The sequence below is a fragment of the Nocardia sp. NPDC051756 genome (assembly GCF_040681495.1).
Lineage (GTDB): Bacteria > Actinomycetota > Actinomycetes > Mycobacteriales > Mycobacteriaceae > Nocardia.
Window position 1 is genome coordinate 500,835 of the sequence record NZ_JBFAYV010000001.1, and the last position, 26,129, is coordinate 526,963.

Annotated in this window: 26 protein-coding genes; 18 read left to right on the forward strand and 8 right to left on the reverse strand. The window is 68.3% G+C overall.

Features of this window, described 5'->3' with window-relative positions; translation table 11 throughout:
• Positions 1-16: 16 nt before the first annotated feature.
• From AB0M22_RS02400 to AB0M22_RS02410, 3 genes are all read right to left on the reverse strand, one after another.
• Positions 17-472, reverse strand: a complete 456-nt coding sequence (locus tag AB0M22_RS02400) for an AMP-binding protein (protein ID WP_364720044.1) — start codon at positions 470-472, stop codon at positions 17-19.
• A gap of 150 nt (positions 473-622) precedes the next feature.
• Positions 623-1,717, reverse strand: coding sequence for an ABC transporter substrate-binding protein (locus AB0M22_RS02405; RefSeq protein ID WP_364720047.1), 1,095 nt, complete (start codon positions 1,715-1,717; stop codon positions 623-625).
• A gap of 143 nt (positions 1,718-1,860) precedes the next feature.
• On the reverse strand, positions 1,861-2,664 hold the full coding sequence (locus AB0M22_RS02410) for a VOC family protein (RefSeq protein ID WP_364720050.1): 804 nt from the start codon (positions 2,662-2,664) through the stop codon (positions 1,861-1,863).
• 249 nt (positions 2,665-2,913) lie between these two features.
• Here AB0M22_RS02410 and ctaD point away from each other — a divergent pair, with 249 nt between their 5' ends.
• The 10 genes from ctaD (at position 2,914) to AB0M22_RS02460 (ending at position 12,594) form a co-directional block, all read left to right on the forward strand.
• On the forward strand, positions 2,914-4,656 hold the full coding sequence (gene ctaD / locus AB0M22_RS02415) for a cytochrome c oxidase subunit I (protein ID WP_364720053.1): 1,743 nt from the start codon (positions 2,914-2,916) through the stop codon (positions 4,654-4,656).
• Positions 4,657-4,776: 120 nt separating this feature from the next.
• Entirely contained in the window at positions 4,777-5,997 is a 1,221-nt protein-coding gene (serB, locus tag AB0M22_RS02420; RefSeq protein ID WP_364720056.1) for a phosphoserine phosphatase SerB, read from the forward strand.
• Positions 5,998-6,102: 105 nt separating this feature from the next.
• Positions 6,103-6,549 (forward strand): protease inhibitor I42 family protein, encoded by a 447-nt coding sequence (locus AB0M22_RS02425; protein WP_364720058.1) that lies wholly within the window; start codon positions 6,103-6,105, stop codon positions 6,547-6,549.
• A complete protein-coding gene (locus AB0M22_RS02430) occupies positions 6,549-7,355 on the forward strand; it encodes an aminoacyl-tRNA hydrolase (RefSeq protein WP_364720061.1) in 807 nt (268 codons plus the stop codon). The genes AB0M22_RS02425 and AB0M22_RS02430 overlap by 1 nt, the downstream gene beginning before the upstream one ends.
• Before the next feature lie 168 nt (positions 7,356-7,523).
• Positions 7,524-7,691, forward strand: a complete 168-nt coding sequence (locus tag AB0M22_RS02435) for a hypothetical protein (RefSeq protein ID WP_364720064.1) — start codon at positions 7,524-7,526, stop codon at positions 7,689-7,691.
• Positions 7,692-7,752: 61 nt separating this feature from the next.
• On the forward strand, positions 7,753-8,586 hold the full coding sequence (locus AB0M22_RS02440; protein ID WP_364720067.1) for an ABC transporter ATP-binding protein: 834 nt from the start codon (positions 7,753-7,755) through the stop codon (positions 8,584-8,586).
• Between the two features lie 110 nt (positions 8,587-8,696).
• Positions 8,697-9,467 carry an NUDIX hydrolase gene (locus AB0M22_RS02445; RefSeq protein WP_364721608.1) on the forward strand — a complete coding sequence of 257 codons (771 nt, stop codon included), beginning with the start codon at positions 8,697-8,699 and terminating at the stop codon, positions 9,465-9,467.
• Positions 9,468-9,496: 29 nt separating this feature from the next.
• Positions 9,497-10,273, forward strand: coding sequence for an enoyl-CoA hydratase-related protein (locus tag AB0M22_RS02450; RefSeq protein WP_364720069.1), 777 nt, complete (start codon positions 9,497-9,499; stop codon positions 10,271-10,273).
• A gap of 168 nt (positions 10,274-10,441) precedes the next feature.
• Positions 10,442-11,419, forward strand: coding sequence for a class I SAM-dependent methyltransferase (locus tag AB0M22_RS02455; RefSeq protein ID WP_364720072.1), 978 nt, complete (start codon positions 10,442-10,444; stop codon positions 11,417-11,419).
• The gene (locus AB0M22_RS02460) at positions 11,419-12,594 is read left to right on the forward strand and encodes a class I SAM-dependent methyltransferase (RefSeq protein ID WP_364720074.1); all 1,176 of its coding nucleotides are present in this window, start codon (positions 11,419-11,421) and stop codon (positions 12,592-12,594) included. Before AB0M22_RS02455 ends, AB0M22_RS02460 begins: the two co-directional genes overlap by 1 nt.
• A 6-nt stretch (positions 12,595-12,600) precedes the next feature.
• On the opposite strand, the gene AB0M22_RS02465 is transcribed toward AB0M22_RS02460, so the two are convergent.
• Positions 12,601-13,914, reverse strand: coding sequence for a PQQ-binding-like beta-propeller repeat protein (locus tag AB0M22_RS02465; RefSeq protein WP_364721610.1), 1,314 nt, complete (start codon positions 13,912-13,914; stop codon positions 12,601-12,603).
• 312 nt (positions 13,915-14,226) lie between these two features.
• Here AB0M22_RS02465 and AB0M22_RS02470 point away from each other — a divergent pair, with 312 nt between their 5' ends.
• Entirely contained in the window at positions 14,227-14,973 is a 747-nt protein-coding gene (locus tag AB0M22_RS02470) for an acyltransferase (protein ID WP_364720076.1), read from the forward strand.
• Positions 14,970-15,515 carry a DUF1697 domain-containing protein gene (locus AB0M22_RS02475; protein WP_364720078.1) on the forward strand — a complete coding sequence of 182 codons (546 nt, stop codon included), beginning with the start codon at positions 14,970-14,972 and terminating at the stop codon, positions 15,513-15,515. Before AB0M22_RS02470 ends, AB0M22_RS02475 begins: the two co-directional genes overlap by 4 nt.
• Here AB0M22_RS02475 and AB0M22_RS02480 read toward each other — a convergent pair.
• Genes AB0M22_RS02480 through AB0M22_RS02490 form a run of 3 tightly spaced genes read right to left on the reverse strand, consistent with a single transcriptional unit; the run spans position 15,512 to position 19,118 of the window.
• On the reverse strand, positions 15,512-16,771 hold the full coding sequence (locus AB0M22_RS02480; protein ID WP_364720080.1) for a glycosyltransferase family 4 protein: 1,260 nt from the start codon (positions 16,769-16,771) through the stop codon (positions 15,512-15,514). The genes AB0M22_RS02475 and AB0M22_RS02480 overlap by 4 nt on opposite strands.
• The gene (locus AB0M22_RS02485; protein ID WP_364720082.1) at positions 16,768-18,348 is read right to left on the reverse strand and encodes a glycoside hydrolase family 57 protein; all 1,581 of its coding nucleotides are present in this window, start codon (positions 18,346-18,348) and stop codon (positions 16,768-16,770) included. Before AB0M22_RS02485 ends, AB0M22_RS02480 begins: the two co-directional genes overlap by 4 nt.
• Positions 18,345-19,118 (reverse strand): methyltransferase domain-containing protein, encoded by a 774-nt coding sequence (locus AB0M22_RS02490; protein WP_364721612.1) that lies wholly within the window; start codon positions 19,116-19,118, stop codon positions 18,345-18,347. Before AB0M22_RS02490 ends, AB0M22_RS02485 begins: the two co-directional genes overlap by 4 nt.
• 327 nt (positions 19,119-19,445) lie before the next feature.
• Here AB0M22_RS02490 and AB0M22_RS02495 point away from each other — a divergent pair, with 327 nt between their 5' ends.
• From AB0M22_RS02495 to AB0M22_RS02515, 5 genes are all read left to right on the forward strand, one after another.
• A complete protein-coding gene (locus AB0M22_RS02495; RefSeq protein ID WP_150405401.1) occupies positions 19,446-20,231 on the forward strand; it encodes an electron transfer flavoprotein subunit beta/FixA family protein in 786 nt (261 codons plus the stop codon).
• Positions 20,232-20,267: 36 nt separating this feature from the next.
• On the forward strand, positions 20,268-21,224 hold the full coding sequence (locus AB0M22_RS02500; RefSeq protein ID WP_150405402.1) for an electron transfer flavoprotein subunit alpha/FixB family protein: 957 nt from the start codon (positions 20,268-20,270) through the stop codon (positions 21,222-21,224).
• A 117-nt stretch (positions 21,225-21,341) separates the two neighbouring features.
• Positions 21,342-21,962, forward strand: a complete 621-nt coding sequence (locus AB0M22_RS02505; protein ID WP_364720086.1) for a PadR family transcriptional regulator — start codon at positions 21,342-21,344, stop codon at positions 21,960-21,962.
• 56 nt (positions 21,963-22,018) lie between these two features.
• On the forward strand, positions 22,019-23,026 hold the full coding sequence (locus AB0M22_RS02510; protein ID WP_364720089.1) for an ATP-binding cassette domain-containing protein: 1,008 nt from the start codon (positions 22,019-22,021) through the stop codon (positions 23,024-23,026).
• On the forward strand, positions 23,023-23,781 hold the full coding sequence (locus AB0M22_RS02515; RefSeq protein WP_364720091.1) for an ABC transporter permease: 759 nt from the start codon (positions 23,023-23,025) through the stop codon (positions 23,779-23,781). The genes AB0M22_RS02510 and AB0M22_RS02515 overlap by 4 nt, the downstream gene beginning before the upstream one ends.
• A gap of 74 nt (positions 23,782-23,855) precedes the next feature.
• Here the strand turns inward: AB0M22_RS02515 and AB0M22_RS02520 are convergent, their stop codons facing one another.
• Entirely contained in the window at positions 23,856-24,713 is an 858-nt protein-coding gene (locus AB0M22_RS02520) for a LysR family transcriptional regulator (RefSeq protein WP_364720093.1), read from the reverse strand.
• Positions 24,714-24,824: 111 nt separating this feature from the next.
• On the opposite strand from AB0M22_RS02520, the gene AB0M22_RS02525 reads away from it, so the two are divergent.
• Positions 24,825-26,117: an NAD(P)/FAD-dependent oxidoreductase gene (locus AB0M22_RS02525; protein WP_364720096.1), complete on the forward strand. Its 1,293-nt coding sequence runs from the start codon at positions 24,825-24,827 to the stop codon at positions 26,115-26,117.
• Positions 26,118-26,129: the final 12 nt, after the last annotated feature.

Sequence of the window (26,129 nt, forward strand, 5' to 3'; positions counted from 1 at the left end):
TCGGACGCGCCTCGGGTCAGGCCGTCTGGCGCAGCTGATCGGCGGCGGTGAGCGGTGCGTCGGAGCCGGCGAGGTAGCGCTGCAGGGTCGAGCGGTCGTCGAGCACCAGCCAGGAAATGGCGTCGGTGAGCTCGCCGCGCAGTGCCTTGGTGGTCACGCCGAGGGTGGTGCCCAGCATGAACGTGCCGTCCGCGGCGGCCGGGACAGGCATGCCGCCGAGCTTGACGATGGCTCGCTCGGCGACGACGGACTCGATCTCGTCGTCGATGGCGATCGCGACCCGGGTGCTGCCGTTCGCGCCGAGACCGAGGAGCAGCCGGGCCATCCGGTTCGACCAGCGATCCAGCTCGGCGTAGGTGAGGGCACAGTCGGCGGTGGAAACCACGACCGCGTTCGGATCGACCTCGGCGACGGGCCGCGCGAGCGGCAGGTGGCGGATGTTGTCGGCGAGCGTATCGGTCAGCGTGTGCATGGTGGTTGTCCCTCGAAGTCTCGGTGAAGAGGTTCTCTTGCGTACCTCTAAATCTCGTCTACGAGGGGGAACTTCGACAGCAACCCAAGCGCTGGTGGTGGTACCTCCCAGGGTGGGGAAATTTCACCCCAGGGGGTACCCCGGAGCTAGTTAATCGGTGACGAACCCGTTGAGCGTGCCGTTGAGATCGGTGAGCAGCGCGCGGGCGGCGACGAGGCCGTTGCCGTGCCAGACGGTGTCCTCGACGGCGAAGACGCGTTTGTCGGTCGCGGCGCCGAGGTCCTTGAAGTCATCGGTGCGCATGACCTTCTCGCCGTGTTCCTTGCCCGCTTCGCCGGCCAGGATCACGTAGATCAGATCGCCCTCCACCTTGGTGGCGAACTGATCCGGTTCGACCGTGAACGACGGGCCGCGCTGCGCGGTCGGCCGCTGTACACCCACGTCGCCGACGACCTGCCCCGCGAAGCTGTTGTTGCCTTGAACCTCGTTGGTATCGGCGGTGAATCGCAGCAGCGAGGCCTGGGTCTGGTTGGCCGAGATCGCGTTGCCGATGTCGGTCGCCTCGGTGCGGTAGTTCTCCAGCGCGGTGTCCGCCGCCGTCTTGCGGCCCAATCCCGCTGCGAGCGCGGTGAATTCGGCCTGCCAGCTGTTGTTCGCGCCGACCAGCACGGTGGGCGCGATCGCCCGCAGTGCGTCGTAACTCGTTGTGGCGGTGGGGATATCGCCGAGGATGAGATCGGGGTGCAGGTCGGCGATCAGCGCCGGATTCGGCTGGGCGGCGGTGCCGACGCCGGGGATCTTCAGCACGCCGGTGCCGAGGTAGGCGGGCTGCTGGTCCGGTCCGTCGAGGGTGACCGCACCGACGACGCGTTCCCACAGGCCGACCGCGCACACCGCGTCCAGCGCGGAGGTGGTGAGCACGACGATGCGCTGCGGGTCGGCGGGCACCTCGGAGACGCCGGCCGCGTGGGTGACCGTGCGGGTGCTCCCGCTGGACGGATCGGGCGCGCTCGGCAGGGCGCAGGCCTTGGTGGTGTCGCGCTCGAGCCCGATGACGCCCGCGCCGGCGATGTTCGTGGTGGTGCGCACGATGCTGCTCGCGTCGTCGGGCTTGCTGGAGCAGCCCGCCGCGACGACGGTCGCGCACAACGCGGCGACGGCGACCGTCCGGCGCGCCACGCGGGCGGTGCCGGATCGGGGTGAAGCTGTGCGGTTTCGGGTGCGAACGAAGGCGCTCAGCGGCATGCGGGTGAGGGTACATGCGTGCGCGGCGGCGGAGCGGGACAGGTCAGTGCCGCCGCGTGCCGTATCCCACGTCGCACCCGGGCCGGCGATCCCGGCCGCGCGGAATGCCACTGCCGGACAGCGAATTCCGCGCGGCCGCGGGATCAGGCCTTGTCCCCGCCGATCCGGAACTCGGCACCGGTGACATCGGTGACGGTCGCCAGCCTGCCGAATTCGCTGTCCTCGGCCGGCCGGACGACCGAGCCGCCCAGCTCGACGACCTTGGCGACCGTCTTGTCCACATCGTTCGCGCCGAAGTACACGGTCCAGGCGCCCGGCACGCCCGCGGGCAGGAACGTCGACGCATCGATGACGCCACCCAGCATCGGGCTGTCGGAATGAATAGTGGTGTAGCGGAACTCGTCGGCGTCGGAGATGGTGAACGGGTCCTGCCAGCCGAAGACGTCGCGGTAGAAGCCCAGCGCGGTGTCGTAGGCGCGGGTGTGCAGCTCGAACCAGGACGGCACACCCTCGTGATCGCCCCATTTCCCGCCGGTGACCAGCGCGTTGGTCTCGATGCCGCGGAACGTGCCCGCCTGCCAGACGCCGACGCCCACCCCGCCCGCGTCGCCGAGTACGGCCATGCTGCCCAGCTCGCCGACCGGCATCGGCGGCACCACCACGTTGCCGCCCTTGGCGACCGCCTGGTCCGTGGTCGCCTGGATATCCGTGCTGGCGAGGTAGATGGTCCACTGCTCGCGCGCGTCGGCGTCACCTTCGGTGTGCCCCATGGCTCCAGCGACCGCGAGACCGTCCTGACGGAAGGTGACGTAGCCGCCGAACTCCTCGGCGCGCTCGGCGGTCCAGCCGAACAGCTCGCCGTAGAAGGCGATGCTGCGGTCGACGTCGGAGGTGTAGAGGTCGATCCAACAGGGATCGCCGGGCTTGGGCTGGTTCTGGTCGGTCATCGCTGGTCTCCTGGACAGGGGTGGAACACTGGTCACCGATATAGACGCCTGCCGCGAACGAAACTCATCGCTGCCGTCGGTCCGTCGTCACCAACGAAATACGACACAGAGTAGGACCCGTGCGGATTGCTGCGGCAGCACGGTTTACGATTCCAGAAGCGCAAGCGAACTGTCGTCTGTTCCGACACGGGGATGGATGCAAGCAGCGGAGCCTGCGGAGCGAACCTAAAGGCACCTTCAGGAGGATCAGTGACTGCGGTAGAGCCCCAGCCAGTCCAGCAGTTGGAAGCGACTCGGCCGTATCCGGCACGGACCGGGCCGAAGGGTTCGTATCTCTACAAGATGGTCACCACCACCGACCCCAAGGTGCTCGGGGTCATGTACTTGGTGACCGCGATGAGCTTCTTCCTCGTCGGCGGTCTGATGGCGCTGATGATGCGCGCCGAGCTGGCCCGTCCCGGCCTGCAGTTCCTCTCGCCCGAGCAGTTCAACCAGCTGTTCACCATGCACGGCACGATCATGCTGCTGTTCTACGCGACCGCGATCGTGTTCGGGTTCGCGAACATCGTGCTGCCGTTGCAGATCGGCGCCCCCGACGTCGCCTTCCCGCGCCTGAACGCGTTCAGCTACTGGCTGTACCTGTTCGGCGGCACGATGGCGACCGCGGGCTTCATCACCCCGGGTGGCGCCGCCGACTTCGGCTGGACCGCCTACACCCCGCTGACCGACATCCTGCACTCGCCGGGCGTCGGCGCCGACCTCTGGATCCTGGGTCTGGCCGTGTCCGGTCTCGGCACCATCCTCGGTGGCGTCAACATGCTGACCACCGTGGTGTGCCTGCGTGCCCCCGGCATGACCATGTTCCGGTTGCCGATCTTCACCTGGAACATCGCCGTCACCAGCGTGCTTGTCCTGCTTGCCTTCCCGCTGCTGACCGCCGCGCTGTTCGGCCTGGCCTACGACCGTCATCTCGGCGGCCACATCTACGACCCGGCCACCGGCGGCGTCCTGCTCTACCAGCACCTGTTCTGGTTCTTCGGCCACCCCGAGGTGTACATCATCGCGCTGCCGTTCTTCGGCATCGTGTCCGAGATCTTCCCGGTGTTCTCGCGTAAGCCGATCTTCGGTTACACCACGCTGGTCTACGCGACGCTCGGCATCGCCGCGCTGTCCATCGCGGTGTGGGCGCACCACATGTACGCCACCGGCGCCGTGCTGCTGCCGTACTTCTCGTTCATGACGTTCCTGATCGCCGTGCCGACGGGTGTGAAGTTCTTCAACTGGATCGGCACCATGTGGCGCGGGCAGTTGACCTTCGAGACGCCGATGCTGTGGTCGATCGGCTTCCTGGTGACCTTCCTCTTCGGTGGTCTGTCGGGTGTCATCCTGGCCAGCCCGCCGCTGGACTTCCACGTCACCGACTCGTACTTCGTCGTCGCGCACTTCCACTACGTGCTCTTCGGCACCATCGTGTTCGCCACCTTCGCCGGCATCTACTTCTGGTTCCCGAAGATCACCGGCCGGATGATGGACGAGCGCCTGGGCAAGTGGCACTTCTGGACCACGTTCGTCGGCTTCCACACCACGTTCCTGGTGCAGCACTGGCTGGGCGCCGAGGGCATGCCGCGGCGCTACGCCGACTACCTGCCCAGCGACGGCTTCACCACGCTGAACACGATCTCCACCATCGGCGCGTTCATCCTCGGCGCCTCGATGCTGCCGTTCATCTGGAACGTCTTCAAGAGCTTCCGCTACGGCGAGGTCGTCACCGTGGACGACCCGTGGGGCTACGGCAACTCGCTCGAATGGGCCACCACCTGCCCGCCGCCGCGGCACAACTTCTACGAGCTGCCGCGGATCCGGTCCGAGCGGCCGGCGTTCGAGCTGCACTACCCGCACATGGTCGAGCGGATGCGCGCCGAGGCGCACGTCGGCTGGGGCTCGGGTAAGCACGCCACGGACGTTCACGAGAACGCCGTAGCCACCAAGTAGGACTTAGTAACGACGACGAGTGTGCACCTGCTGGTCAACGGCGGGTGCACACTCGTTTGTGCAGTACCGGAGCGACGTGACAACGAGGTCAAGCGCAACTTCTAACCTGGAGTGGATCAGTTGGCCGACACCACCGTTCTCGTCACCGTCACCGGACCCGACCGTCCCGGTGTGACGTCCGTGCTGCTCGCGGCGATGTCGCGGCACCACGTGAGCCTGCTGGATGTCGAGCAGGTCGTCATCCGGGGGCGGCTGACCCTGGGCGTGCTGGTCACCTGCCCAGGTGACCCGGAGTCGTTGCAGGACGAGCTCGAAGAGGCGATGAACACCGTCGGCGTGCACGTCGACGTGGAGGTCGGCGCGGCCATCGGCCGCGAGCCCATGTCCACCCACGCGGTGGTCATTCTCGGCGCCCCGGTGACCGCGCACGCGTTCAGCGCGGTGTCGCGGCAGCTGGCCACGCTCGGCGCCAACATCGACACCATTCGCGGCATCGCGGACTACCCGGTCACCGGGATGGAGCTGCTGGTCTCCGCGACCGACACCGGGGCCGACACCGACTCGCGGCTGCGCACGGCGCTGGCCGAGGTCGCGGTCGCCGAGCAGGTGGACATCGCGGTGGAACGGGCCGGGCTGGCCCGCCGCGCCAAGCGGCTCATCGTGTTCGACGTCGACTCGACGCTCATCCAGGGTGAGGTGATCGAGATGCTCGCCGCGCACGCGGGCGTGGAGGAGGAGGTCCGCAAGGTCACCGAATCCGCCATGCGGGGCGAGATCGACTTCGGCGAATCGCTGCGCCAGCGGGTCGCGACGCTCGAGGGCCTGGACGAGTCGGTGATCGAGGAGGTGGCCGACCAGATCGAGCTGACCCCCGGCGCGCGCACCACGATTCGCACGCTGCGCAGGCTCGGCTTCCGCTGCGGTGTGGTCTCGGGTGGCTTCCGTCAGGTGATCGAGCCGCTGGCGCACGAACTCGAGCTGGACTTCGTGCAGGCGAACACCTTGGAGATCAAGGGCGGCAAGCTGACCGGGCGGGTGGTCGGCGAGATCGTCGACCGCGCGGCCAAGGCCACTGCGCTGCGTAAGTTCGCGGCCGAGGCGGGCGTGCCGATGGAGCAGACCGTCGCGGTCGGCGACGGCGCCAACGACATCGACATGCTCAACGCGGCCGGGCTCGGCGTGGCGTTCAATGCCAAGCCCGCGCTGCGCGAGATCGCCGACACCGCACTGTCGCATCCCTACCTGGATGCCGTGCTGTACATCCTCGGCGTCACCCGGCACGAGGTGGAGGCCGCGGACGCGCGCGACGGACTGATCCGGCGCGTGCCGCTCGAGCAGTGACGGCAGCGCCGCCGGTCAGTGCGCCGGTGTCGATGGCCGAGTTCGTCGGTCGCCGTCGGTAGGCTGGCGCGGACCAGGATCGTCGGGGCGAAATCGGAGGGTGCGTTGCGGAAATCTCTGCTTGTGCTGCTGCTCGGATTGGCTGTTGTCGGGTGTGGCAAGAACGATTCGACCGATTCGGGGGCGAGTTCCTCGGCCGCGCCGACGTCGGCTCCCGGGCCTGCCGCGGTGACGGCGACCGAGGCCGACAACGGGCAGGAGCGAAAGCTCGCCGTCGGGCAGTCGCTGGTGGTGACGCTGCCCGCGAATCCGTCCACCGGGTATCTGTGGCAGATCACCGAGCTGGACGCGAATCTGCTTCAGGCGCAGGGGGATCCGGGGTTCAAGCCGGATCCGAACGTGCCGGTCGCCCCTGGTTCCGGCGGTGGTTCGGTGTGGACCTTCGTCGGGAAGGCGGCGGGCATCACCAAGCTCTCGATGGACTATCTGCGGCCGTGGGAGCAGGGAATCGAACCCGCGCAAAAGTTTTCGATGACGATCAAGGTGGAGTGATGTCGAGCATCCCGGAATGTGGTGCCGGAGTCCGGGACGCCCTGGAAAACCCTGAGCAGCCGGTGGAATTCGATGTGGAAGGGTTCCGTGTCCGGCACGCGGAACTCGCGCAGGGCTACGGCGGCGCGGGCGACCCCGACGATCCGGCCATGGTGCAGGCGATGCAGATCGTGCTGCATCTGCCCAAGCAGGATCCGCCGCCGCGCAGCGCGTTGCTCGCCGCGGCGGCGACCGCGTCGGTGGCGCTGTGCCTGGACCCGCGGGTCGGTCCGGGTGGCGAGTGGGCCGAGCGCTACCTGGCCTGGAAGCGCTCACGCATCCGCAAGGTGAGCCGGCGGGCCAGGGGCGCGCAGTGGCTCGCGGCGAACGAGGTGGACGGCGTCACCGTCGAGGTCGACGGTGCGCAGGCGCGCGCGTTCGTGCCCGGACCGGTGGGCGAGGTCGATCCGCGGATCCGGCGGTTGCAGATCGGCGGCACCGACCTCGAGCCCGACGATCCGGGGCCCGCCGACCCGGAATTGCCGGTGCTGTGGGTCGATTCGCGGCTCGGCATGACCTTGGGCAAGGCGGCCGCGCAGGTGGGTCATGCCAGCATGTTGCTGGCGGGCGCGCTCACCGCCGAACAGGCGTTGCGCTGGGCCGAACAGGAATTCCGTTGCTCCGTACGGGAAGCTGATGCGCGACAATGGAAGGCGTTGGCCGATGAGGTCGCGCGCGGCAGGGCGGTGGCGGTGCGCGACGCCGGGTTCACCGAGGTGGCGCCCGGCTCGATGACGGTGATCGCGGTGCCGGCCCGATCCTCGTAGCCGCCGGAAATCGCCCGCGCCGGTTGCGCGTTGCGCGGGTCCGATCGGGGTATGTCTTTGAGCAACTTCACCGAGGACGTTGTGCCCTACCCGTGCCGAGCTACCAGGCGGACGCTCGATGCATCGGCACAGGCATCGCGGCCTTGCCGACCGAAGGAAGGACCAGCTATGACGACGCTGCTGGTGATTCTCGCCCTGTGGGTGCTCCTGTCGGTTCCCTTGGCACTCATCGTGGCCCGGCTGCTACACAAGTCGGACGATGACGACCATCGACATCCGGATCAACCCGACGACCAGCGGCTTCGCGATCTCTTCGCGCTCGGCCGCCGCCGCTGACCCGAGCGACACGCTTTTCACACCCGCCCGCGTTGGCGAGTAGCCGGGCGGGTGGGCCAAGATGGACCGCGTGCCGCAACCGGATCCCGATCTGCTCATCGATTTCACCGACGTCACCGTTCGCCGCTCGGGCCACACGCTCGTGGGGCCGGTCACCTGGCAGGTCGAGCTCGACGAACGCTGGGTCGTGCTCGGCCCCAACGGCGCGGGCAAGACCTCACTGCTCCGCATGGCCGCCGCCGAGATGCACCCGACCTCGGGCATCGCCCATCTGCTCGGCGAGGTGCTCGGCAAGGTAGACGTCAGCGAGCTGCGGCCGCGGATCGGCCTGTCCTCGGCCGCGGTGGCCGGCCGGGTGCCGCGCGACGAGAAGGTCAGCGACCTGGTGGTGTCGGCCGGCTACGCGGTGCTCGGCCGCTGGCGCGAACGCTACGACGACGTCGACACCGACCGCGCCATCAACATGCTGGAAAGCCTAGGCGCCGAACACCTTTCGGACCGCACCTATGGCACGCTGTCGGAGGGCGAGCGCAAGCGGGTGATGATCGCCCGCGCGCTGATGACCGACCCGGAGCTGCTGCTGCTCGACGAACCCGCCGCGGGCCTGGACCTCGGCGGCCGCGAGGAACTGGTGGAACGGCTCGGCGATCTCGCCGCCGACCCGGACTCGCCCGCCATCGTGCTGGTCACCCACCACGTCGAGGAGATCCCGCCCGGCTTCACCCACGGACTGTTGCTCAACGAAGGCGAAGTGGTCGCGCAAGGTTTGCTCACTGACGTGCTGACCTCGGAAAACCTCAGCGACGCCTTCCGTCAGGCGATCGCACTCGACCGGGTGGACGGCCGCTACTTCGCCCGGCGCGCGCGTCGCGCCGGCAAGCACCGCCACCGCTGACCCGCTGCCCGTGACGGCGCTCACCGAGCGCGCGTTATGGTGCAGGAGTGAGTGAGACAAATGCGCCTGGTGACTCTCAGGCTCCGTCGCCCAAGGACGCGTCGACGGTGATGCTGGTGCGCGACGGCGCATCCGGTCCGGAGATCTTCCTACAGCGCAGGGTCGGCGCGATGGCTTTCGCCGCGGGCATGACCGTGTTCCCCGGCGGGGGTGTCGACCCCGCCGACGGCACCGCCGACATCGACTGGGCCGGACCCGAACCTGGCTGGTGGGCAGCGCGTTTCGCCACCACCGAGCCGCGGGCCAAGGCGCTGGTCTGTGCCGCCGTGCGCGAGACGTTCGAGGAATGCGGAGTGCTGCTGGCCGGCCCGACCGCCGGCACCGTCGTCTCCGACACCACCGGCTACCGCGACGCCCGCGGCAAGCTGGAACGCCGCGAGCTGTCCCTGGCCGGTTTCCTGGCCGCGGAGCAGTTGGTGCTGCGCGCGGATCTGCTTCGGCCGTGGGCGAATTGGATCACCCCGGTGGTCGAGCCGCGCCGCTACGACACCAGGTTCTTCGTCGCGGTGCTGCCGCAGGGCCAGCTGGCCGACGGCGCCACCTCCGAGGCGGCCGAGGTGCAGTGGCGCACCCCGGCCGAGGCACTCGAGCGCTGGCGGGCCGGCACCGACATCCTGCTGCCGCCCACCTGGTCGCAATTGGACGCGCTCGGTGAATTCGGTTCCACCGCCGAGATTTTCGCCGCCGAGCCGGTCATCGAGCCGATCATGCCGGTGCTGTCCGCCGACACCGGCGAGCGGATGCTGAGTTTCCCGGACGGCGAGCGCTACTTCGCCGGTCTCCCGGATGCGAGCAGGCTCAAGGGATCCGTGCGCAAGTAAGGCACCGCAGGGCCGGTAGCGTGCGTCCCATGGCCGAATTCGTGACCCTGGATCTGCTCGAGGGTGCTCCCGCGCGGCGCGTCGCCGTCCTCCGGATCGCCCGCCCGCCGATGAACCTGGTGAACGCGCAGCTGGTGCGGGAGCTGGCGCACGCGGCCGACACGGTGGCCGCGGACCCGACGGTGGCCGCGGTCCTGCTCTACGGCGACGAGCGCGTTTTCTCGGCGGGCGACGATCTGACCGAGCTGGCCGGGCTCAGCGAAGATCAGGCCCGCGCGATGGCCGGCGATCTGCAACGCGACCTCGGCTGCCTGGCCCGGCTGCCGCAGCCGACCGTCGCCGCGATCAGCGGCTATTGCCTCGGCGGTGGCCTCGAGCTCGCGCTCGGCGCGGATCGGCGGATCATCGGCGACAACGTCAAGCTCGGCCTGCCGCAGATCAAGGCCGGGCTCATCCCGCTGGCCGGGATCCGGCGGCTGTCGCTGCTGATCGGTCCGGGACCGGCCAGGGACCTCGTCTACAGCGGCCGCTTCGTCGAGGCCGAGGAGGCGCGCACGCTCGGTCTGGTCGACGAGGTCGTGCCGCCCGACGACGTGTACACCGCCGCGCTGAACTGGGCCCAGCAGTTCACCGACGGCCCCGCTCGCGCGCTCGCCGCCGCGAAGGCGGTGTTCGAGGCGGGCCCACACGGCCTCGACCGTGCGCAGACCGAATGGTCTGATCTGTTCGGCACCGAAGACCGCCGGATCGGCACCGAGTCCTACCTGGCCGACGGCCCCGGCTCGGCGGCTTTCGTCGGTCGCTGAGCGGTCCCGGCGGTGATCTTCGCGACCCGGTTTGTGCCGGTCTGAGCAGCGGTTTGTCGTAGATCACCTGATCGGAACAGGTTCCTATCTGGCCGGCGGTCCAGCTGTGACCGGAAACCATGGGCCGACAGCAGGCCGGATCAGCGGGTTTGGGTAGGCTTGGCCTCCATGACGGTACGTCCCGACGACCCCGCGCCTAACCCGCACGCCACCGAGGCAGAGGTCGAAGCAGCTCGCAAGGATACGAAGCTCGCCCAGGTGCTCTATCACGACTGGGAAGCCGAGACCTACGACGACAAATGGTCGATTTCCTATGACGAACGCTGCATCGAATACGCCCGCGGCCGGTTCGACGCGGCCGTCGGCCCGGCGCCGCTGCCCTACGATCGCGCCCTCGAACTCGGTTGCGGCACCGGCTTCTTCCTGCTGAACCTGATGCAGGGCGGCGTGGCCAAGTCCGGCTCGGTCACCGACCTGTCGCCCGGCATGGTGAAGGTCGCGCTGCGCAACGCCGAGCACCTCGGCCTGGATGTGGACGGCCGGGTCGCCGACGCCGAGACCATCCCGTACGAGGACGACACCTTCGACCTCGTCTGCGGACACGCGGTGCTGCACCACATCCCCGATGTCGAACTCGCGCTGAAGGAATGCCTGCGCGTGCTCAAGCCCGGCGGGCGCTTCGTCTTCGCCGGCGAGCCGACCACCGCGGGCAACTTCTACGCCCGCTGGCTCGGCCGGATCACCTGGAAGGCCACCACCACCGTCACCAAGCTGCCGCAGCTGGCCGGCTGGCGGCGCCCGCAGACCGAGCTGGACGAGTCCTCCCGGGCCGCCGCGCTCGAGGCGGTCGTCGACCTGCACACGTTCGATCCGAGCGAGCTGGAGCGGATGGCGAGTTCGGCCGGTGCGGTCGAGGTCAAGGCCTCCACCGAGGAGTTCGCGGCGGCGCTGTGGGGCTGGCCGGTGCGCACCTTCGAGGCGGCCGTGCCGGACGAGAAGCTGACCATGGGCTACCGGCTGGCCATGTACAAGGCGTGGCTGCGCCTGAGCTGGCTGGACGAGAACGTCATGCGCCGAGTGGTGCCGCGTCAGTTCTTCTACAATGCGATGATCACCGGCGTGAAGCCGGGCACGTCTGCCAAGTAGTGGGCTACGGCTTCAGTCGAGAGGATGTCGCCTACCTCGGCAGCTCGGCGGGTATTGCCGCGCTGACCGAGGTGGATCGGCTGGAGCTGACCCAGGCGTCGCACCTGCGTGATCTGGCGTGGGTGCGGCGTGCCTACGCCGACCGGGCCGCGGCGCTCGTCGAGACGGTGCGGTTGCGGCGTAAGGCGGGGGCGAAGCTCGTCGACGCGGGGGACTGGTTGTTCACCGACGACGCGTTGCAGCAGGCGACCCCGACGTTGGTCGCCCGGCAGCGGGCCGCTCGATTGGCCGGGCGGGCCGTGCACGATGTGACCTGCTCGATCGGGGCGGAACTCGCCGAACTCGCACGAGTGTGCCCGGCCGTCATCGGCAGCGACCTGGATGACGCGCGGTTGTCGATGGCCGCGCACAACCTGGCCGGCCGCCGAAGTGTGTTGCTCGCCAAGGCTGATGCGCTCGTGCCGGTGAGCAGGGACACCGTCGTCATCGCCGACCCGGCGCGGCGCGCGGACGGAAAGCGCACACACGACCCGGCCAAGCTACAGCCGCCGCTGCCGGACCTGCTCGCCGCCTATCCCGACCGGGAAATCGCCGTAAAGTGCGCGCCCGGACTGGATTTCGACCGGCTCGACTGGTCCGGGGAAATCGAAGTGGTCTCGTTGGACGGCGCGGTGCGCGAGGCGTGTCTGTGGTCGCCTGGTCTGTCGGAAGCCGAGGTCACTCGTCGCGCGACCGTATCGTCCTCGGCCGGAACGTCTTTCACCCTCACCGACGCAGACCCCGACGACATCCCCGAGCAGGAACCCGGCGACTGGATCATCGATCCCGACGGCGCCGTCGTCCGCGCCGGCCTGGTCCGGCACTATGCCGCGAAATACGGCCTCTGGCAACTGGATCCACGCATCGCCTACCTCACCGGCAACGCCGTGCCGCCGGGCATCCGCGGCTTCCGCGTCATCGATCGTCTCGACTACCGCGAGAAGAGCCTCCGCGCCGAACTCCGCCGCCACGACTGCGGCCCCTTGGAAATCCTGGTCCGCGGCGTAGACGTAGATCCCGACAAACTCCGCCGCACCCTCAAACCCCAAGGCGCCCAACCCTTCACCCTGGTGATCACCCGGATAGGCCGCACCCCGACGGCGTTCCTGTGTACCGCCGTCGCCGCGACCCGCTGACCGAGGTCAGCGCTCGGGCTTGAAGACGAACAGCTCGCCGATGCGGGTGGCGACGATGACCTCACCCTGGGCGCCGATCGACGTGCCGGTGGTGCTGCCCTGCGCGCCGGGGAGCACATCGGAGTCGATGGTCGTACCGGTCTTGGTGTCGAAGGTGATGAGGTTCAGGCCCTCGCCGATCGCCGCGGCGGTGTAACCGGTGCCGCCCGCGGTCTGCACCGGGGTACCGCGCAGATCGAGATCCTTGCGCTCCCAAGCGACCTCGGCCGCGTCACCCTTGTCCCGCAGCGCGAGCAGATAACCTTCGTCGCCGGACGGAATGATCAGGCCGTCGCTGGACACCGAAATGCCGCCGCGCGGCGTGAATTCCAGCGGCTGCACCCATTTGGTGCGGCCGTCCGCAGCATTGACCGCCATCAACCGGTTCGTGTTGTCGCCCACGTAGACGGTCTTGCCGTCGGGGGACAGCGTCGGGCTGGTGGCGCTGCCGCCGAACAGCAGGTCAGCGCTCCATTCCTGCTGGATCTTGTTGTCCGCGTACCGAAGCGCGACCAGCGCGGCGGTCGGCTGACCCGGCTTCCATACCGTGACGAAGAAGCGTCCGGTCGCGGTGTCGACCGCGGAGATGTTCGCGACCGGGCACTGCGGTTCGCCGACGTGGCATTCGTCGAGGCCCTGCCCGGCAGCGGGCCAGGTGAGGTTCGGGTTGTTCAGGAAGTCCGGCTGGCCGAGCAGTTGCACGGTGGAGACGACGCGCTGGCCGGTCTGCCGGGAGAGCACGTCGACCTGACCGGATTGGGTGACGGTCAACAGGTTTCCGTCGCCGGTGAACTGGGTCGAGACCGGCGCGCCTGCCACCGTGGTGCGCCACCGCGGCTGACCGAGGTAGTTGAACGAGATGACCGCGCCGACGTTGTCCTTGTCGTCGCCGACGTAGACGTTCGTCATGCCGTCCACCACCGACGGCGTCGCGATCGCGGTGGGACCGAGCCCGCTGCAGAAACGCTTACGCCCGGTGGCCATCTGGAAGGAGTAGAGGGTGCAGGTCGGCGTGTTCGTGGTCAGGAACAGCTGCCCGTCGGGGCCGATGGTGACCGGTTCGGCGACCGGGCCGCCGATCGGGCGCGTCCAGCTCAACGCGATCTTCTTGGCGCCGGTCACCGGGCTGCTGCCGCCGTTGCGGCCGTCGTGATACGCGGCGGGCCAGCCCTTACCTGGGCCGACCGCGATGTCGTCGACATCGGTACCGCAACCGGCTAGGGCCAGCGCACCTACCGCGGCCAGCGACGCGACTACCCGCACCCGGGACGGCCGCCACATGGAACTAGCCAGTACGCCGCTTCGCACCTGCTGCACTCCTGTCGTCGTTTCCGCTCGCACGAGACTAAAGCGTGCCGACCCACAACTCTGGAGCGACCCGGTTCGGGTGTACGCGTGTGGATTCGGGGGGCGCCGCCCTCGGCGCAGCAGTCACTGTACGGTAGCGGTCCGCGCGGGTGTTCCGAGTCCTGCCGTTGTGGTTCGCGCGGGTGCCCGGTCGGTGGCCGGATCGAGCCGGACCGCGCCCGTTATGCTCTACCCGTCGCCGCTGACGTGGCGACCAGCCGTTGGACCACGACAGGAGAGCCGTTCGTGACGAGCATGTGGGGCGCACCGTTGCGCTCGCGCTGGCGGGGATCGCGCCGCCGGGATCCGCAGCAGGCGCGCTTTCTGACCGCGGCGTCGCTGCGCTGGGTGCTCGCGAACCGGGCCTACACGCCCTGGTACCTGGTGCGCTACTACCGGCTGCTCAAGTTCCGGCTGGCCAACCCGCACATCGTGTTGCGCGGCATGGTCTTCCTCGGCAAGCGGGTCGAGATCCACGCGACGCCCGAGCTGGGCCGGATGGAGATCGGCCGCTGGGTGCACATCGGCGACGGCAACGCCATTCGCTGCCACGAGGGTTCGCTGCGCATCGGCGACAAGGTGGTGTTCGGCAAGGACAACGTCGTCAACACGTACCTCGACATCGAGATCGGCGAATCCACGCTGGTCGCCGACTGGTGCTACATCTGCGACTTCGACCACAAGATGGACGACATCACCCTGCCGATCAAGGTCCAGGGCATCGTGAAGAGCCCGGTCCGGATCGGCCCGGACACCTGGATCGCGGCCAAGGTGACGGTGCTGCGCGAGACGCGCGTCGGCCGTGGCTGCGTGCTCGGCGCGCACGCCGTGGTCAAGGGGGAGATTCCGGACTACAGCATCGCGGTCGGCGCGCCCGCCAAGGTGGTCAAGAATCGCAAGGCCGCCTGGGAGGCGAGCGCCGAGGAGCGCGCGCAATACCTTGCGGCACTGGAAGATATCGAGCGCAAGAAGAACGGCGCGAAGACGGCGTGAACCGTTACGCGGCGTTGTTGCGCGGGATCGGCCCGGGCAACCCGAACATGAGCAACGAGAAGTTGCGCGGCGTGTTCGACGGGCTCGGGTTCCAGAAGGTCGCGTCGGTGCTGTCGAGCGGCAATATCGTGTTCCAGAGTGCGGACACCGATGTCAGCGGGCTCGAGGAGCGGATCAAGCAGGCGCTCAATGCCGAACTCGGCATCGCCGGCGGCACGATCATCCGTACGCGCGACGAACTCCAGGCGTTGCTCGACACCGATCCGTTCCCCGGTCTCACCCACGAGCGCGGCACCTACCTCGTCGCCACGTTCGCCAAGGACCGCAAGATGAAGCCTGGCACGCTGCCCGGCCAGCTCGATCCGCTCACCCGAATCGTCGGTTACGACAAGCCGTGCAGCGCGTTCCTCGCGGTGATCGACAACCGCGAATCGGGCAAGACGCCGGAATACATGGGCTGGCTCGAGAAGACCTATGGCAAGAACATGACCACGCGCACGTGGCTCACCATCCAGCGCATCATCAAGAAGATGGACGCCTAGAGCGGCTTCGGATCCCGTTCGGGGAGTGGGCGTTCGACGATGCTCGGCCGGCCGAGGGGATTACGGACGCGGCGCTTGGCGGAGTGGTAGACCTGCGCGGTTTCGGCGGCGACGACGTCCCAGGCGAAATCCGCGGTGAGGCGTTCGCGGGCGGCGTAGGCCCGGTCCTGGGCGGCGACGGGATCGTCGAGGGTGGCGCGGGCCGCGTCGACCAGGCCGTCGACGTCGGCGGGGTCGAACGAGGCGCCGGTGACGCCGTCGATGACCGCCTCACCGAGTCCGCCCGCGGTGGAGGTGATCAACGGGGTGCCTGCGGCGGCGGCCTCGAGCGCGACGATGCCGAAGGGTTCGTAGCGGCTCGGCAGCACGATGGCGTCGGCGCCGTGCAGCCAGCCGAGGAGCTGGGCATGGTCGAGCTGGCCGGCGAAGTTCACCGCGCGGGCCACCCGGTGCACGCGGGCGCGCTCACGCAGCCACTCGAACTGGGTGCCGATGCCGGCGATGGTGAGCGTGGTGCCGGGGTGGGCGCGGCGGATGCGCGGCAACGCGGCGATCGCGTCCTGCACGCCTTTCTCGTATTCGAGCCGGCCGACATAGAGCAGCCGCGGCGGGCCGGTGCGCGGCGAGCGCGGCCGAAAGGTCCACGCGCCCACGTCGATTCCGTTGCGGATCACCGTCATCGGCACCCGCTCCGGGCCGTAGAGGCGTTCCACCTCGTCCTGCATCGAGGTCGAGCAGGTGATCAGCGCGTCGGACTCGTTGGCCAGCCACCACTCGACCGAATGCACCTGCCGGTTGACCTTGCCCGCGACCCAGCCGCTGTGCCGGCCGGCCTCGGTGGCGTGAATGGTCGACACCAGTGGGACGTCGTAGTACTCGGCCAGCGCGATGCCGGGGTGCGCGACCAGCCAGTCGTGCGCGTGCACCACGTCGGGCGCCCAGCCGTCACCGATGCCCGGCTTGCCCAGCGCGATGCCGGCCCGCACCATGGCGTGCCCCATGGCCAGCGTCCAGGCCAGCATGTCCTCGCCGAAATCGAAGACCGGCGGGTCCTCCGCGACCGCGACCACCAGCACACCCTCGGCGATGAAGGAGTGGGTGGGATGGGTCGAGGAGTCGGTGCCGGAGGGGCGCCGCGCCAGCACGACCACCTCGTGGCCCGCGACGGCCAGCTCGGTGGCCAGGTGATGCACATGCCTGCCCAACCCGCCGACCACGACCGGCGGGTACTCCCACGACACCATCAAGATCTTCATGCATGTCCTTCTGCGCTGGACGCGGCGTGCTCGGCAGCCGCGGCGAAGCTTCCTCCGGACCCGGCGCTCCCGAGTCGTCGCGCGTCCACACCGGGGAAGAGTCCGTCAGCCGACCCCCATCCTGCCGCCAACTGCTGTGCTTTCGCGAGTTGACCCGCTCCGACGGCGGCCGCGATCTCCCGCACGGCATGCGCGTGCCGGTGCGCGCGGTCGCGCGCGTAGCCCGCGGCGGAGTCCTTGCTGACCATGAACGCCCAGTCGCTGGACACGGTGAGGATGGCCTCGCGCAGCAACTGATCGGCGACGTTGTCGCGCAGCGCGAGCGCGCCGTCGGCCGGGCGCATCTTGTCGACCGTGTCCAGGGTGAGCCGCACGATGTCGTCGTTGAGTTCGACCAGGTCCTGCACCTGATCCCCGGCCCAGACCCGCCAGTCCTTGCCCGAACCCCAGGACGAATCGGCCAAAGGCACCGGCTCTCCGACGAATCCGCGTTCCCGCGCGTCGGCCAGCGTGCCGACGTCGACGCCCGCTTCGGGCAGTGCCCGCAACACCTGGGCCAACCACTGCGGGCCCTCGTGCCACCAGTGCCCGAACAGTTCGGTGTCGAACGCGGCCACCACCAGCGCGGGCCTGCCGATCCGCGCGGATTCGCTGATCAATCGCTCGCGCACGGTCTGGACGAAGTCGTCGACGTCGCGGCCGATCGCCGCGGCCGCGAGTTCCGGGTCGTACGGGGCCTTGTCCGGTCCGGCCACGGTCTTGCCGGTGACCCGGGACGGCTTGAGACCCGTCGCGTGGTCGTAGTGATGAAAGTCACGGTAGGCGCTCTGGCCCGGGTAGCCCGATTTCGGCGACCAGACCCGGTAGCTCACCTGCAGGTCGCGGCCGAACGCGACCACATCGGAGTCCCGCACCGGGCGGCCGAGGGTGGTGTCGCCGCGCAGCGCGGGTCCGTCGACCATGAAATGGGTCACACCGGCCTCGGCGTAACCGATCTCCATGCCCGGTGTGTAGCCGCATTCCGGCGCCCAGATGCCGGTCGGCGTGTGCCCCCAGCGATGTCGCGCGTCGCTCAGGCCCTCGGTGAGCTGGAACTGGCGCAGTCGCGGATCGAGCAGCGGCTGGAACGGATGCGCCAGCGGACCGCCGAGCAATTCGATGGTCTCGGCGTCGATCAGCTCGCGCCAGACCGGCGCGGCGCCGTGCCGCCAGCGTTGCTCGAAATCCGCCAAAGCCGCTGTGGCCAAACGATGTTCGTGCCGGCCGAGGGCGACGTTGCCGGCCATCGCCGCCTCGTCGGCACGCAGCTGCCAGTTGCCGAGCCAGTGGTGCATGCCGGCCAGGCAGTGCGGGTCGTCCAGCTGGGCCGCCAGCACCGGCGTGATGCCCAGGCTGAGCAGATGCGAACGTCCTTCGGCGGCAAGCGTTCTCAGCACCTCGGCGACCGGAAGGTAAGACGCCGCCCAGGATTGGTAGAGCCATTCCTCGCCGACCGGCCAGCGGCCGTGGTGGGCGAACCAGGGCAGATGGGAGTGCAGGACCAGGCTGAACTGGCCGGGAACCGCCGCCTTGCTCAAGGCTTCACCGCGATGGCGACCAGGTCCAGGCTCGCGTCGATGTCGTCGGCGATCAGGGCGAAATCGTCGATGGTGACGGCGGCGACGTCGGCGGTGAGGTCGGCCGGCCACGGTTCGCCGGCCAGCGCGCGCTCGATCTGCGCGTCGATGAACGAGCCACCGTGCTTGGCGTCCAACGCTTTCAGGCTCGCGCCGTGGTGCACGCCGGTCATCTGCGCGACCTCGAAGCCCGCGTCGACCAGCAGTTCGGTCAGCTCGGCGGCGTTCAGCTCGCGGGTGTGGAACGGGTTGAGCGGGGTGTCGCGGCCGGGGGAGAAGGTGATCCGATTGGGCGTGCTGATCAGCAGCTCGCCGCCGGGTCGCAGCACCCGCAGGCACTCGCGCAGGAACTGGCCCTGGTCCCAAAGGTGTTCGATCACTTGGAAATTCACCACGACGTCGACCGAGGCGTCGGGCAGCGGCAGCGCGGCCAGGTTGCCCTGGATCATCTCCACCCGCGGGTACCGCGCGCGCACGTGCTCGACCGCGCCGGTGTCGTAGTCCACGCCGGTGACCTTGGTAGCCACCGAGGCGATCATGTCCGCGCCGTAGCCTTCGCCGGACCCGGCCTCCAGCACGGTTTTTCCGGCGCAGCGGTCGAGCAGGCGGGCATAGGCGATCTCGTGTCTGCGGAACCAGTAGTTCTCCTCGGCAATGCCGGGGACGGTCCGTTCGCCGGTCAACGGCAGCGGTTCGACGGCGCCGATGGTCGTCGCCGGGGCGCCGGTCATGCCCGTCGGGTCGTCCACTGCGGCAGGGATCACAGCCTCGCTCATCATTCCGACGTTACTGGTACTGAGTGTTTGCGGGATACCCGCACCCGGTCACCGGGATGCCCGTACCCAGTGTGGATGGACCGTTCGGTGGGGGTGGCGTGGGTGGGCTCCAGCCCGGCACGATATCGCTGGGTCTGGCGTTGTGAGAGAGAAGCGGTTAAGTTACCCACGAGTAACTTAACGTAGGGTAGTGTCACGCCCTGAGCTACTCACACGGACGTACGGCGCCGCCTGTGCGACCACTCCATACGTGTAACCAGAACAGGAGGTCGACGAAGACCGATGCCGAACATCGTCGTACTCATCAAGCAGGTTCCCGACACCTGGTCCGAGCGCAAGCTGACCGATGGTGACTACACCCTCGATCGCGAAGCCGCCGACGCCGTCCTCGACGAGATCAACGAGCGCGCCGTCGAAGAAGCGCTGCTGATCAAGGAGGCGCAGGGCGGCGAGGTCACCGTCCTGGCCGCCGGTCCGGACCGGGCCACCGAGGCCATCCGCAAGGCGCTGTCCATGGGCGCCGACAAGGCCATCCACATCAACGACCCGGCGATCCACGGCTCCGACGCCGTGCAGACCGCCTGGGTGCTGGCGAGCGCGCTCGGCCAGGTCGAAGGTGTCGAGCTGGTCATCGCGGGCAACGAGGCGACCGACGGTCGCGCCGGTGCGGTCCCCGCGATCATCGCCGAATACCTCGGCCTGCCGCAGCTCACTCACCTGCGCAAGCTCACCATCGACGGCGACAAGGTCACCGGCGAGCGCGAGACCGATGATGGCGTCTTCAAGCTGGAGGCCACCCTCCCGGCCATCGTCAGCGTGACCGAGAAGATCAACGAGCCGCGCTTCCCCTCCTTCAAGGGCATCATGGCCGCGAAGAAGAAGGAAGTGCAGACCTTCACGCTGGCCGATCTGGGCGTCGACCCGTCGACCGTCGGTGTCGCGAACGCGGGCACCACCGTCACCGGAGCCACCCCGAAGCCGCCGCGTACCGCGGGCGAGAAGATCGCGGACGAGGGCGACGGCGGCACGAAGATCGCCCAGTACCTCGTCGGTCAGAAGATCATCTGATTTCGCCGGTCTGAGACTGCTTAGGAGAGAACACAAATGGCTGAAGTACTTGTGCTCATCGAGCACGCAGACGGTGCGATCAAGAAGGTCAGCACCGAGCTCCTGACCGCCGCCCGCAACCTGGGTGAGCCGGCCGCCGTGGTGCTCGGCACCGCGGGCACCGGCGAGAAGCTGGCCGAGGCGCTCGCCGCGGCCGGCGCGGCGAAGATCTACATCGCCGAGTCCGACGACGTGGAGAACTACCTGCTCACCCCGAAGATCGACGTGCTCGCCGCGCTGACCGAGCAGGTCTCCCCGGCCGCCGTCATCGTCGCCGCCTCGGCCGAAGGCAAGGAGGTGTCGGGCCGCCTCGCCGCCCGCATCGGCTCCGGCCTGCTGGTCGACGTCATCGACGTGAAGTCGGACGGCACCGCCGTGCACTCCATCTTCGGTGGCGCGTTCACCGTCGACGCGAAGGCCACCGGCGACGTGCCGGTGATCTCGGTGCGCCCGGGCGCCATCGAGGCCTCCGCGCAGGCCGGCGCCGGCGAGAAGGTCACCGTCGAGGTGCCCGCGCAGGAAGACGGCGTGGTCAAGGTGACCGCGCGCGAGCCGATCGTCGCGGGCGACCGTCCCGAGCTCACCGAGGCGAACATCGTCGTCTCCGGTGGTCGCGGTGTCGGTTCCGCCGAGAAGTTCTCGGTCGTCGAGGAACTGGCCGACTCGCTCGGTGCCGCCGTCGGCGCCTCGCGTGCCGCGGTCGACTCGGGCTACTACCCGGGTCAGTTCCAGGTCGGCCAGACCGGTAAGACGGTCTCGCCGCAGCTCTACATCGCCCTGGGCATCTCCGGCGCCATCCAGCACCGGGCAGGCATGCAGACCTCGAAGACCATCGTCGCGGTCAACAAGGACGAAGAGGCCCCGATCTTCGAGATCGCGGACTACGGCATCGTGGGCGACCTGTTCAACGTCGCACCGCAGCTGACCGAAGCGGTCAAGTCCCACAAGGGCTAGATCGCAGCAGCTTGATCGAACGGCCCCTGGCTTCGGCTCGGGGCCGTTCGTGTGTCCGGAACCTGCTGTGCGGGAAGGCGTTCCGATTCGCCGCCGCGGGTGCGATAGCCTGCGAGTATGGCTGTTCCTACCACCCGGATGCTGGTGCTCGCCATCGTCCGGCTGCTGCAACCGGTGCACGGGTACGACGTTCGGCGTGAGCTGCTGTCCTGGCATGCCGACGATTGGGCGAATGTGAAGCCGGGGTCGATCTACGGTGCGCTGAACACCTTGCAGCGCGACGGGCTCATCGCGGTGGAGGGTGTCACGCAGGACGGTGCTCGCCCTGAGCGCACCACCTATCGGCTCACCGGCGAGGGGGAGAAGGAGTTCGGCGAGATGTTGCGGGAGGCCTTGTTCTCCGCCGAGCAGCCGAAGAATCCGTATTTCGCGGCGGTAGCGCTGTTTCCGTCCGCGCCGCGCGAGGACGTGATCGCCGCCCTGCGCAGCCGGATTCTCAAGTTCGAAGCCGAACTCGTCTTCATCGATCGAGACGTGGCCCGGATCTTGGCGGGCAGCGGGAACCCCGCCGAGATCGAGCCACATCACGTAGCCGACGCGATGCGACTGTCCGCCGACCACATCCGCGCGGATCTGAACTGGTCCCGAAAGACGTTGGAGCGCATCGAAACCGGTGAACTCGATGCGTGGGGCGGGGTCAACGACGCGATGAACACCTGGGAACCACCGATGTCATGATCAAGCCTGAATAGTAAAGCTTGACTATTTGGTCGGTCGTTCCTACCGTGAGTGGTGTGGAAACGATCGACACCGTTCGTGGCCGCACGCGTACCGCGGTCATCGAGGTGCGTGGGCTCGCCCGAACCTTCAAAACCAGAACTGGTCCCGTCGAGGCGGTCAAGGGGGTCGATTTCGCCGTGCACGACGGCGAAATCCTCGGTCTCCTCGGCCCGAACGGCGCGGGCAAGACGACGACGCTGCGGATGATCAGCACGCTGATCGCGCCGACCGCCGGCGCGGCGATCATCGCCGGCGCGGATCTACGCACCGAGGCGCGACTCGTGCGCTCGCGCATCGGCTATGTCGCGCAGGGCAACATGACCAACGATCTCGAGCTCGTGATCGACGAATTGGTCCTACAGGCAAGGCTTTTCGGCCTGAGCAAGCCGCAGGCGACGCGCAACGCCGAGGAACTGCTCGCGGCACTCGACCTGGACGGGCTCGGTGGACGCAAGTGCGCCCAGCTGTCCGGCGGACAGCGCCGCCGGGTGGACATCGCGCTCGGTCTCGTGCACGGCCCGAAGCTGATCTATCTGGACGAGCCGACCAGCGGCCTGGATCCGCAGAGCCGGGCCAATCTGTGGGAACACATTCGGGGACTGCGGGATCGGGGCACCACCATCGTGCTCACGACGCACTATCTCGAGGAGGCCGACGCACTCTGCGACCGGCTGCTGGTGCTGGATCACGGCGACATCGTCGCCGAGGGCGCGCCCGACGAACTCAAGCGCCGCATCTCCGGCGACGTGGTCAGCCTCGAAATCGCCGACGAGCAAGCCGATCTCGCACTGCGGGTGGCCGAGGACGTGCTCGATGTGCGGTCGGGGGTGCGCGCCGAGGACGCGGGCGCGACGGTGGTGCACCTGACGGTCGAACGAGGAGACGCCGCCGTGGTGCCCTTGCTGCGGGCGCTGGGCGAGCGGGGGATCACGCCGGGCGCGATCACGGTCAAGCGGCCGAGCCTCGACGATGTCTTCCTCACCATCACCGGACGTTCACTGCGCGAAGGGAATCGGTCATGAGGTTCGCCCACGACACCGGACTGATCTTCTGGTCCCAACTGCGGAGCAATCTGCGCAACCCGATGTGGGTGATGATCGGCCTGTCGCAGCCGGTGCTGTATCTGGTGCTGTTCGGCCCGTTGATCAAGGGCATCGCGCCCTCGCTGGGCGATGTCGACCCGTGGAAGATCCTCACGCCCGCACTGGTTATCCAGACCGGCCTGCTGGGGTCGCTGTACGCCGGTTTCGCCATCATCTCCGAGCTGCGCGCGGGAGCCATAGAGCGGCAACGGGTTACGCCCGCCGATCGCGGCGCGCTGTTGCTCGGGCGGGTGCTCAAGGACATGGTGGTGCTGATCGTGCAGGCCTTGATCCTGGTCGGGGTCGCGGTCCTGGCCTTAGGATTGCGCCCGGACCCACTGGGTTTGGTGCTGTCGGTGCTGTTGATCGCGGTGATGTCGGCCGGTCTCGCGGCCGCGTCCTACGCGCTCGGGCTCTGGGCGAGGGAGGAGGGCACCCTGGCCTCCGTGCTGAACAGCGTGACCCTGCCGATCATGCTGCTGTCCGGAATCCTGCTGCCGATGGCCGTCGGGCCGACCTGGTTGCAGAACATCGCGAAGGCGAATCCGTTCTCGCACACCGTGGATGCTGCGCGGGCGCTGTTCCGGGGAGATTTCGGCAGCACCGATGTCTACCTCGGCACCGGTATCACCGTGGCGGTTGCGTTGGTACTCATGGTGATCGGCGCACGCAGCTTCGCCCGGGAGAATGCCTGAGTGAAACCGACTCCGACACTGCGTGATTCATAGCGAACCACCTCGAGTTCAGGCTCGGGGTGGTTCGCCGTCGCTCAAGGCCGATGCAGTCCGGCGAGCAACGTGGTGAGAATCGGTGACCGGCGCACATCGCTGCGCAGCACCGCGGACACCGGAATGCGCAGCTTCTGCTCGGCCAGCTTCAACACGACCAAACCCTCGGTGGAACTCTCCGCATAGAGCACGGTCCACGCGTCGGGCCGGTTGATCAGCTCCAATGTCGCGGTGTGATCGGGCGGAATCGGCGGACCGAACGTCGGCCCGGTGGGCAGCTCGGCGAACGCGGACCGAATCACGGTGTGCAGCAACACCTGTTCCTGCTCCGGCGGCAGCAGCAGCGGATACCTGCTCAGGTCCGACAGCGTCACCGTCTCCCTGGTGGCCAGCGGATGCGCGCTGGAGGTGGCGATCACCAGATCCTCCACCCACAGCTGTTCCACCTCCAGCCCCGGCTGATCGACGCTGCCGCGGATCAGCGCGAGATCGCAGTCGCCGTCGGCCACCGCGGTGATCCGCTGCCGGAACGGCTTGATCACGAACTCGATCTCCGCCTCGGGATGCGTCGCGCGGGCGCCGGCGATCGCGGACAGCGATCGGGTCGCGAAGGACATGTTGGCGGCGAGCCGGATCCGCGGGCCCGCGGTGCGCACCGCCGCCCGGATCGCGGACTCGAGGCTCAGCATCTGTTTCGCAAGGGGAAGTAGCCGTGCGGTGGCGTCGGTGGCCACCACCGATCTTGTCGAGCGCTCGAACAACTGCACGCCGAGATCGCGCTCGAGCCGGGAGATCTGATGGCTGATCGCGGACTGTGAGATAAAGCACCTCGCGGCCGCTCCGCTGAAGCTGAGCTCCTCGCAGACGGCCACGAAGTAGGTGAGCTGCCGAAGTTCCACAGCGCCTCCGATTAATGACGGATCGAGATAAGAGTCATCTGAATTATGCGCCCTAACTCCTGAAATATCTTCGTTCCCGATGACGGTTGGTAATGAGAGAAGGAGGCTGTCATGCAGTACGTGGATGCGGGAATCGAAACCGCGGGTGTCGTCATCGTCGGATCGGGGTTCGGCGGACTTTCCGCCGCCAAGCAACTTGCCAAGTCGGGTATCGATTACGTGCTGATCTCCAGCACGCCGGAGCACCTGTTCCAACCGTTGTTGTACCAGGTAGCGACCGGTGTGCTGGCATCGGAGGAGATCGCGCCGCCGATCGCCTCCATTCTGCGCCGCCACCGCGAGGCGGACGTGCGCCTCGGCAAAGTGGTCGCCATCGATCCGGACAAGGCGATCGTCACCTATGAGCACGACGGCGAACAGCGCCGGATCCGGTACGGCTCGCTGATCGCCGCCACCGGCGCCAGCCAGTCCTACTTCGGCCGTGACGATTTCGCCGAGAAGACCTTCTCGCTCAAGACCATCGACGACGCCAAACTCCTTCGCGCACAGATCCAGCGGGTCTTCGCCGAGGCCGCGGGCGCCGACGAGGAGACCAAGCGCAGGCTGCTGAGCTTCGTCGTGGTCGGGGCGGGCGCGACCGGCGTCGAGGTGGCCGGCCAGCTGAAGGAACTCGCGAAAAGGTACTACCACCAAGAAGTTTCGGTCACCCTGGTCGAGGGCGCGGGCGAGGTGCTGCCCCCGTTCGGCGGCGGGCTGTCCGAGTACGCGAAGAAGTCGTTGACCCGCACGGGCGTCGACGTGCTGCTCGGCACCTTCGTCACCGACATCGAAGAGGGCAAGGTCACCGTCAAGGACAAGAGCGGCGTCGAACGCGGCATCGCGGCCGAGACCATCGTCTGGTCGGCGGGCGTGCAGGTCGGCGGGTTCGCGAAGGTCCTCGCCGAGGCCACCGGCGTCGAAACCGACCGCGCCGGAAGGCTGTTGATCAATCCCGACCTGACCGTCGGCGGCTACGCCGACATCTATGCGATCGGCGACATGACCTCCTTGAACGGCTACCCGGGCCAGTCGCCGGTGGCCATGCAGGAGGGCAGGCACGCCGCGGACATCATTCGCCGAAAGAAGCAGGCGGGCACCGCGTTCAAGTACTGGGACAAGGGCAGCATGGCGGTGATCAGCCGGTTCAGCGCGGTGACCAAGCTGAACGACAAGATCACCTTCCGCGGCCTGATCGCCTGGTTCATGTGGCTCGCCGTGCACCTGTTCTACCTGGTCGGCTTCCGCAACCGGTTCGCCGCGGTGGCGTCCTGGCTGGTCGCCTTCATCGGCACCGGACGTCCCGGCTTCGCCGAGGTGACCAAGGCCGCCGAGAAACCACGCGTCTCCGAGAAAACGGCCGCTTAACCGCCGTGCACC

Bases quoted from the DNA above. Each gene is read 5' to 3' on its own strand.
- AB0M22_RS02445 (WP_364721608.1), top strand. From the start codon at position 8,697: ATGCTGGTGCGCGACGGCGCATCCGGTCCGGAGATCTTCCTACAGCGC.
- AB0M22_RS02500 (WP_150405402.1), top strand. From the start codon at position 20,268: ATGGCTGAAGTACTTGTGCTCATCGAGCACGCAGACGGTGCGATCAAG.
- AB0M22_RS02465 (WP_364721610.1), bottom strand. From the start codon at position 13,914: ATGTGGCGGCCGTCCCGGGTGCGGGTAGTCGCGTCGCTGGCCGCGGTA.
- AB0M22_RS02405 (WP_364720047.1), bottom strand. From the start codon at position 1,717: ATGCCGCTGAGCGCCTTCGTTCGCACCCGAAACCGCACAGCTTCACCC.
- AB0M22_RS02515 (WP_364720091.1), top strand. From the start codon at position 23,023: ATGAGGTTCGCCCACGACACCGGACTGATCTTCTGGTCCCAACTGCGG.
- AB0M22_RS02490 (WP_364721612.1), bottom strand. From the start codon at position 19,118: ATGACCGGCGCCCCGGCGACGACCATCGGCGCCGTCGAACCGCTGCCG.
- AB0M22_RS02400 (WP_364720044.1), bottom strand. From the start codon at position 472: ATGCACACGCTGACCGATACGCTCGCCGACAACATCCGCCACCTGCCG.
- AB0M22_RS02410 (WP_364720050.1), bottom strand. From the start codon at position 2,664: ATGACCGACCAGAACCAGCCCAAGCCCGGCGATCCCTGTTGGATCGAC.
- AB0M22_RS02495 (WP_150405401.1), top strand. From the start codon at position 19,446: ATGCCGAACATCGTCGTACTCATCAAGCAGGTTCCCGACACCTGGTCC.
- AB0M22_RS02505 (WP_364720086.1), top strand. From the start codon at position 21,342: ATGGCTGTTCCTACCACCCGGATGCTGGTGCTCGCCATCGTCCGGCTG.
- AB0M22_RS02450 (WP_364720069.1), top strand. From the start codon at position 9,497: ATGGCCGAATTCGTGACCCTGGATCTGCTCGAGGGTGCTCCCGCGCGG.
- AB0M22_RS02435 (WP_364720064.1), top strand. From the start codon at position 7,524: ATGACGACGCTGCTGGTGATTCTCGCCCTGTGGGTGCTCCTGTCGGTT.
- AB0M22_RS02455 (WP_364720072.1), top strand. From the start codon at position 10,442: ATGACGGTACGTCCCGACGACCCCGCGCCTAACCCGCACGCCACCGAG.
- AB0M22_RS02525 (WP_364720096.1), top strand. From the start codon at position 24,825: ATGCAGTACGTGGATGCGGGAATCGAAACCGCGGGTGTCGTCATCGTC.
- AB0M22_RS02430 (WP_364720061.1), top strand. From the start codon at position 6,549: ATGTCGAGCATCCCGGAATGTGGTGCCGGAGTCCGGGACGCCCTGGAA.
- AB0M22_RS02440 (WP_364720067.1), top strand. From the start codon at position 7,753: ATGGACCGCGTGCCGCAACCGGATCCCGATCTGCTCATCGATTTCACC.
- AB0M22_RS02480 (WP_364720080.1), bottom strand. From the start codon at position 16,771: ATGAAGATCTTGATGGTGTCGTGGGAGTACCCGCCGGTCGTGGTCGGC.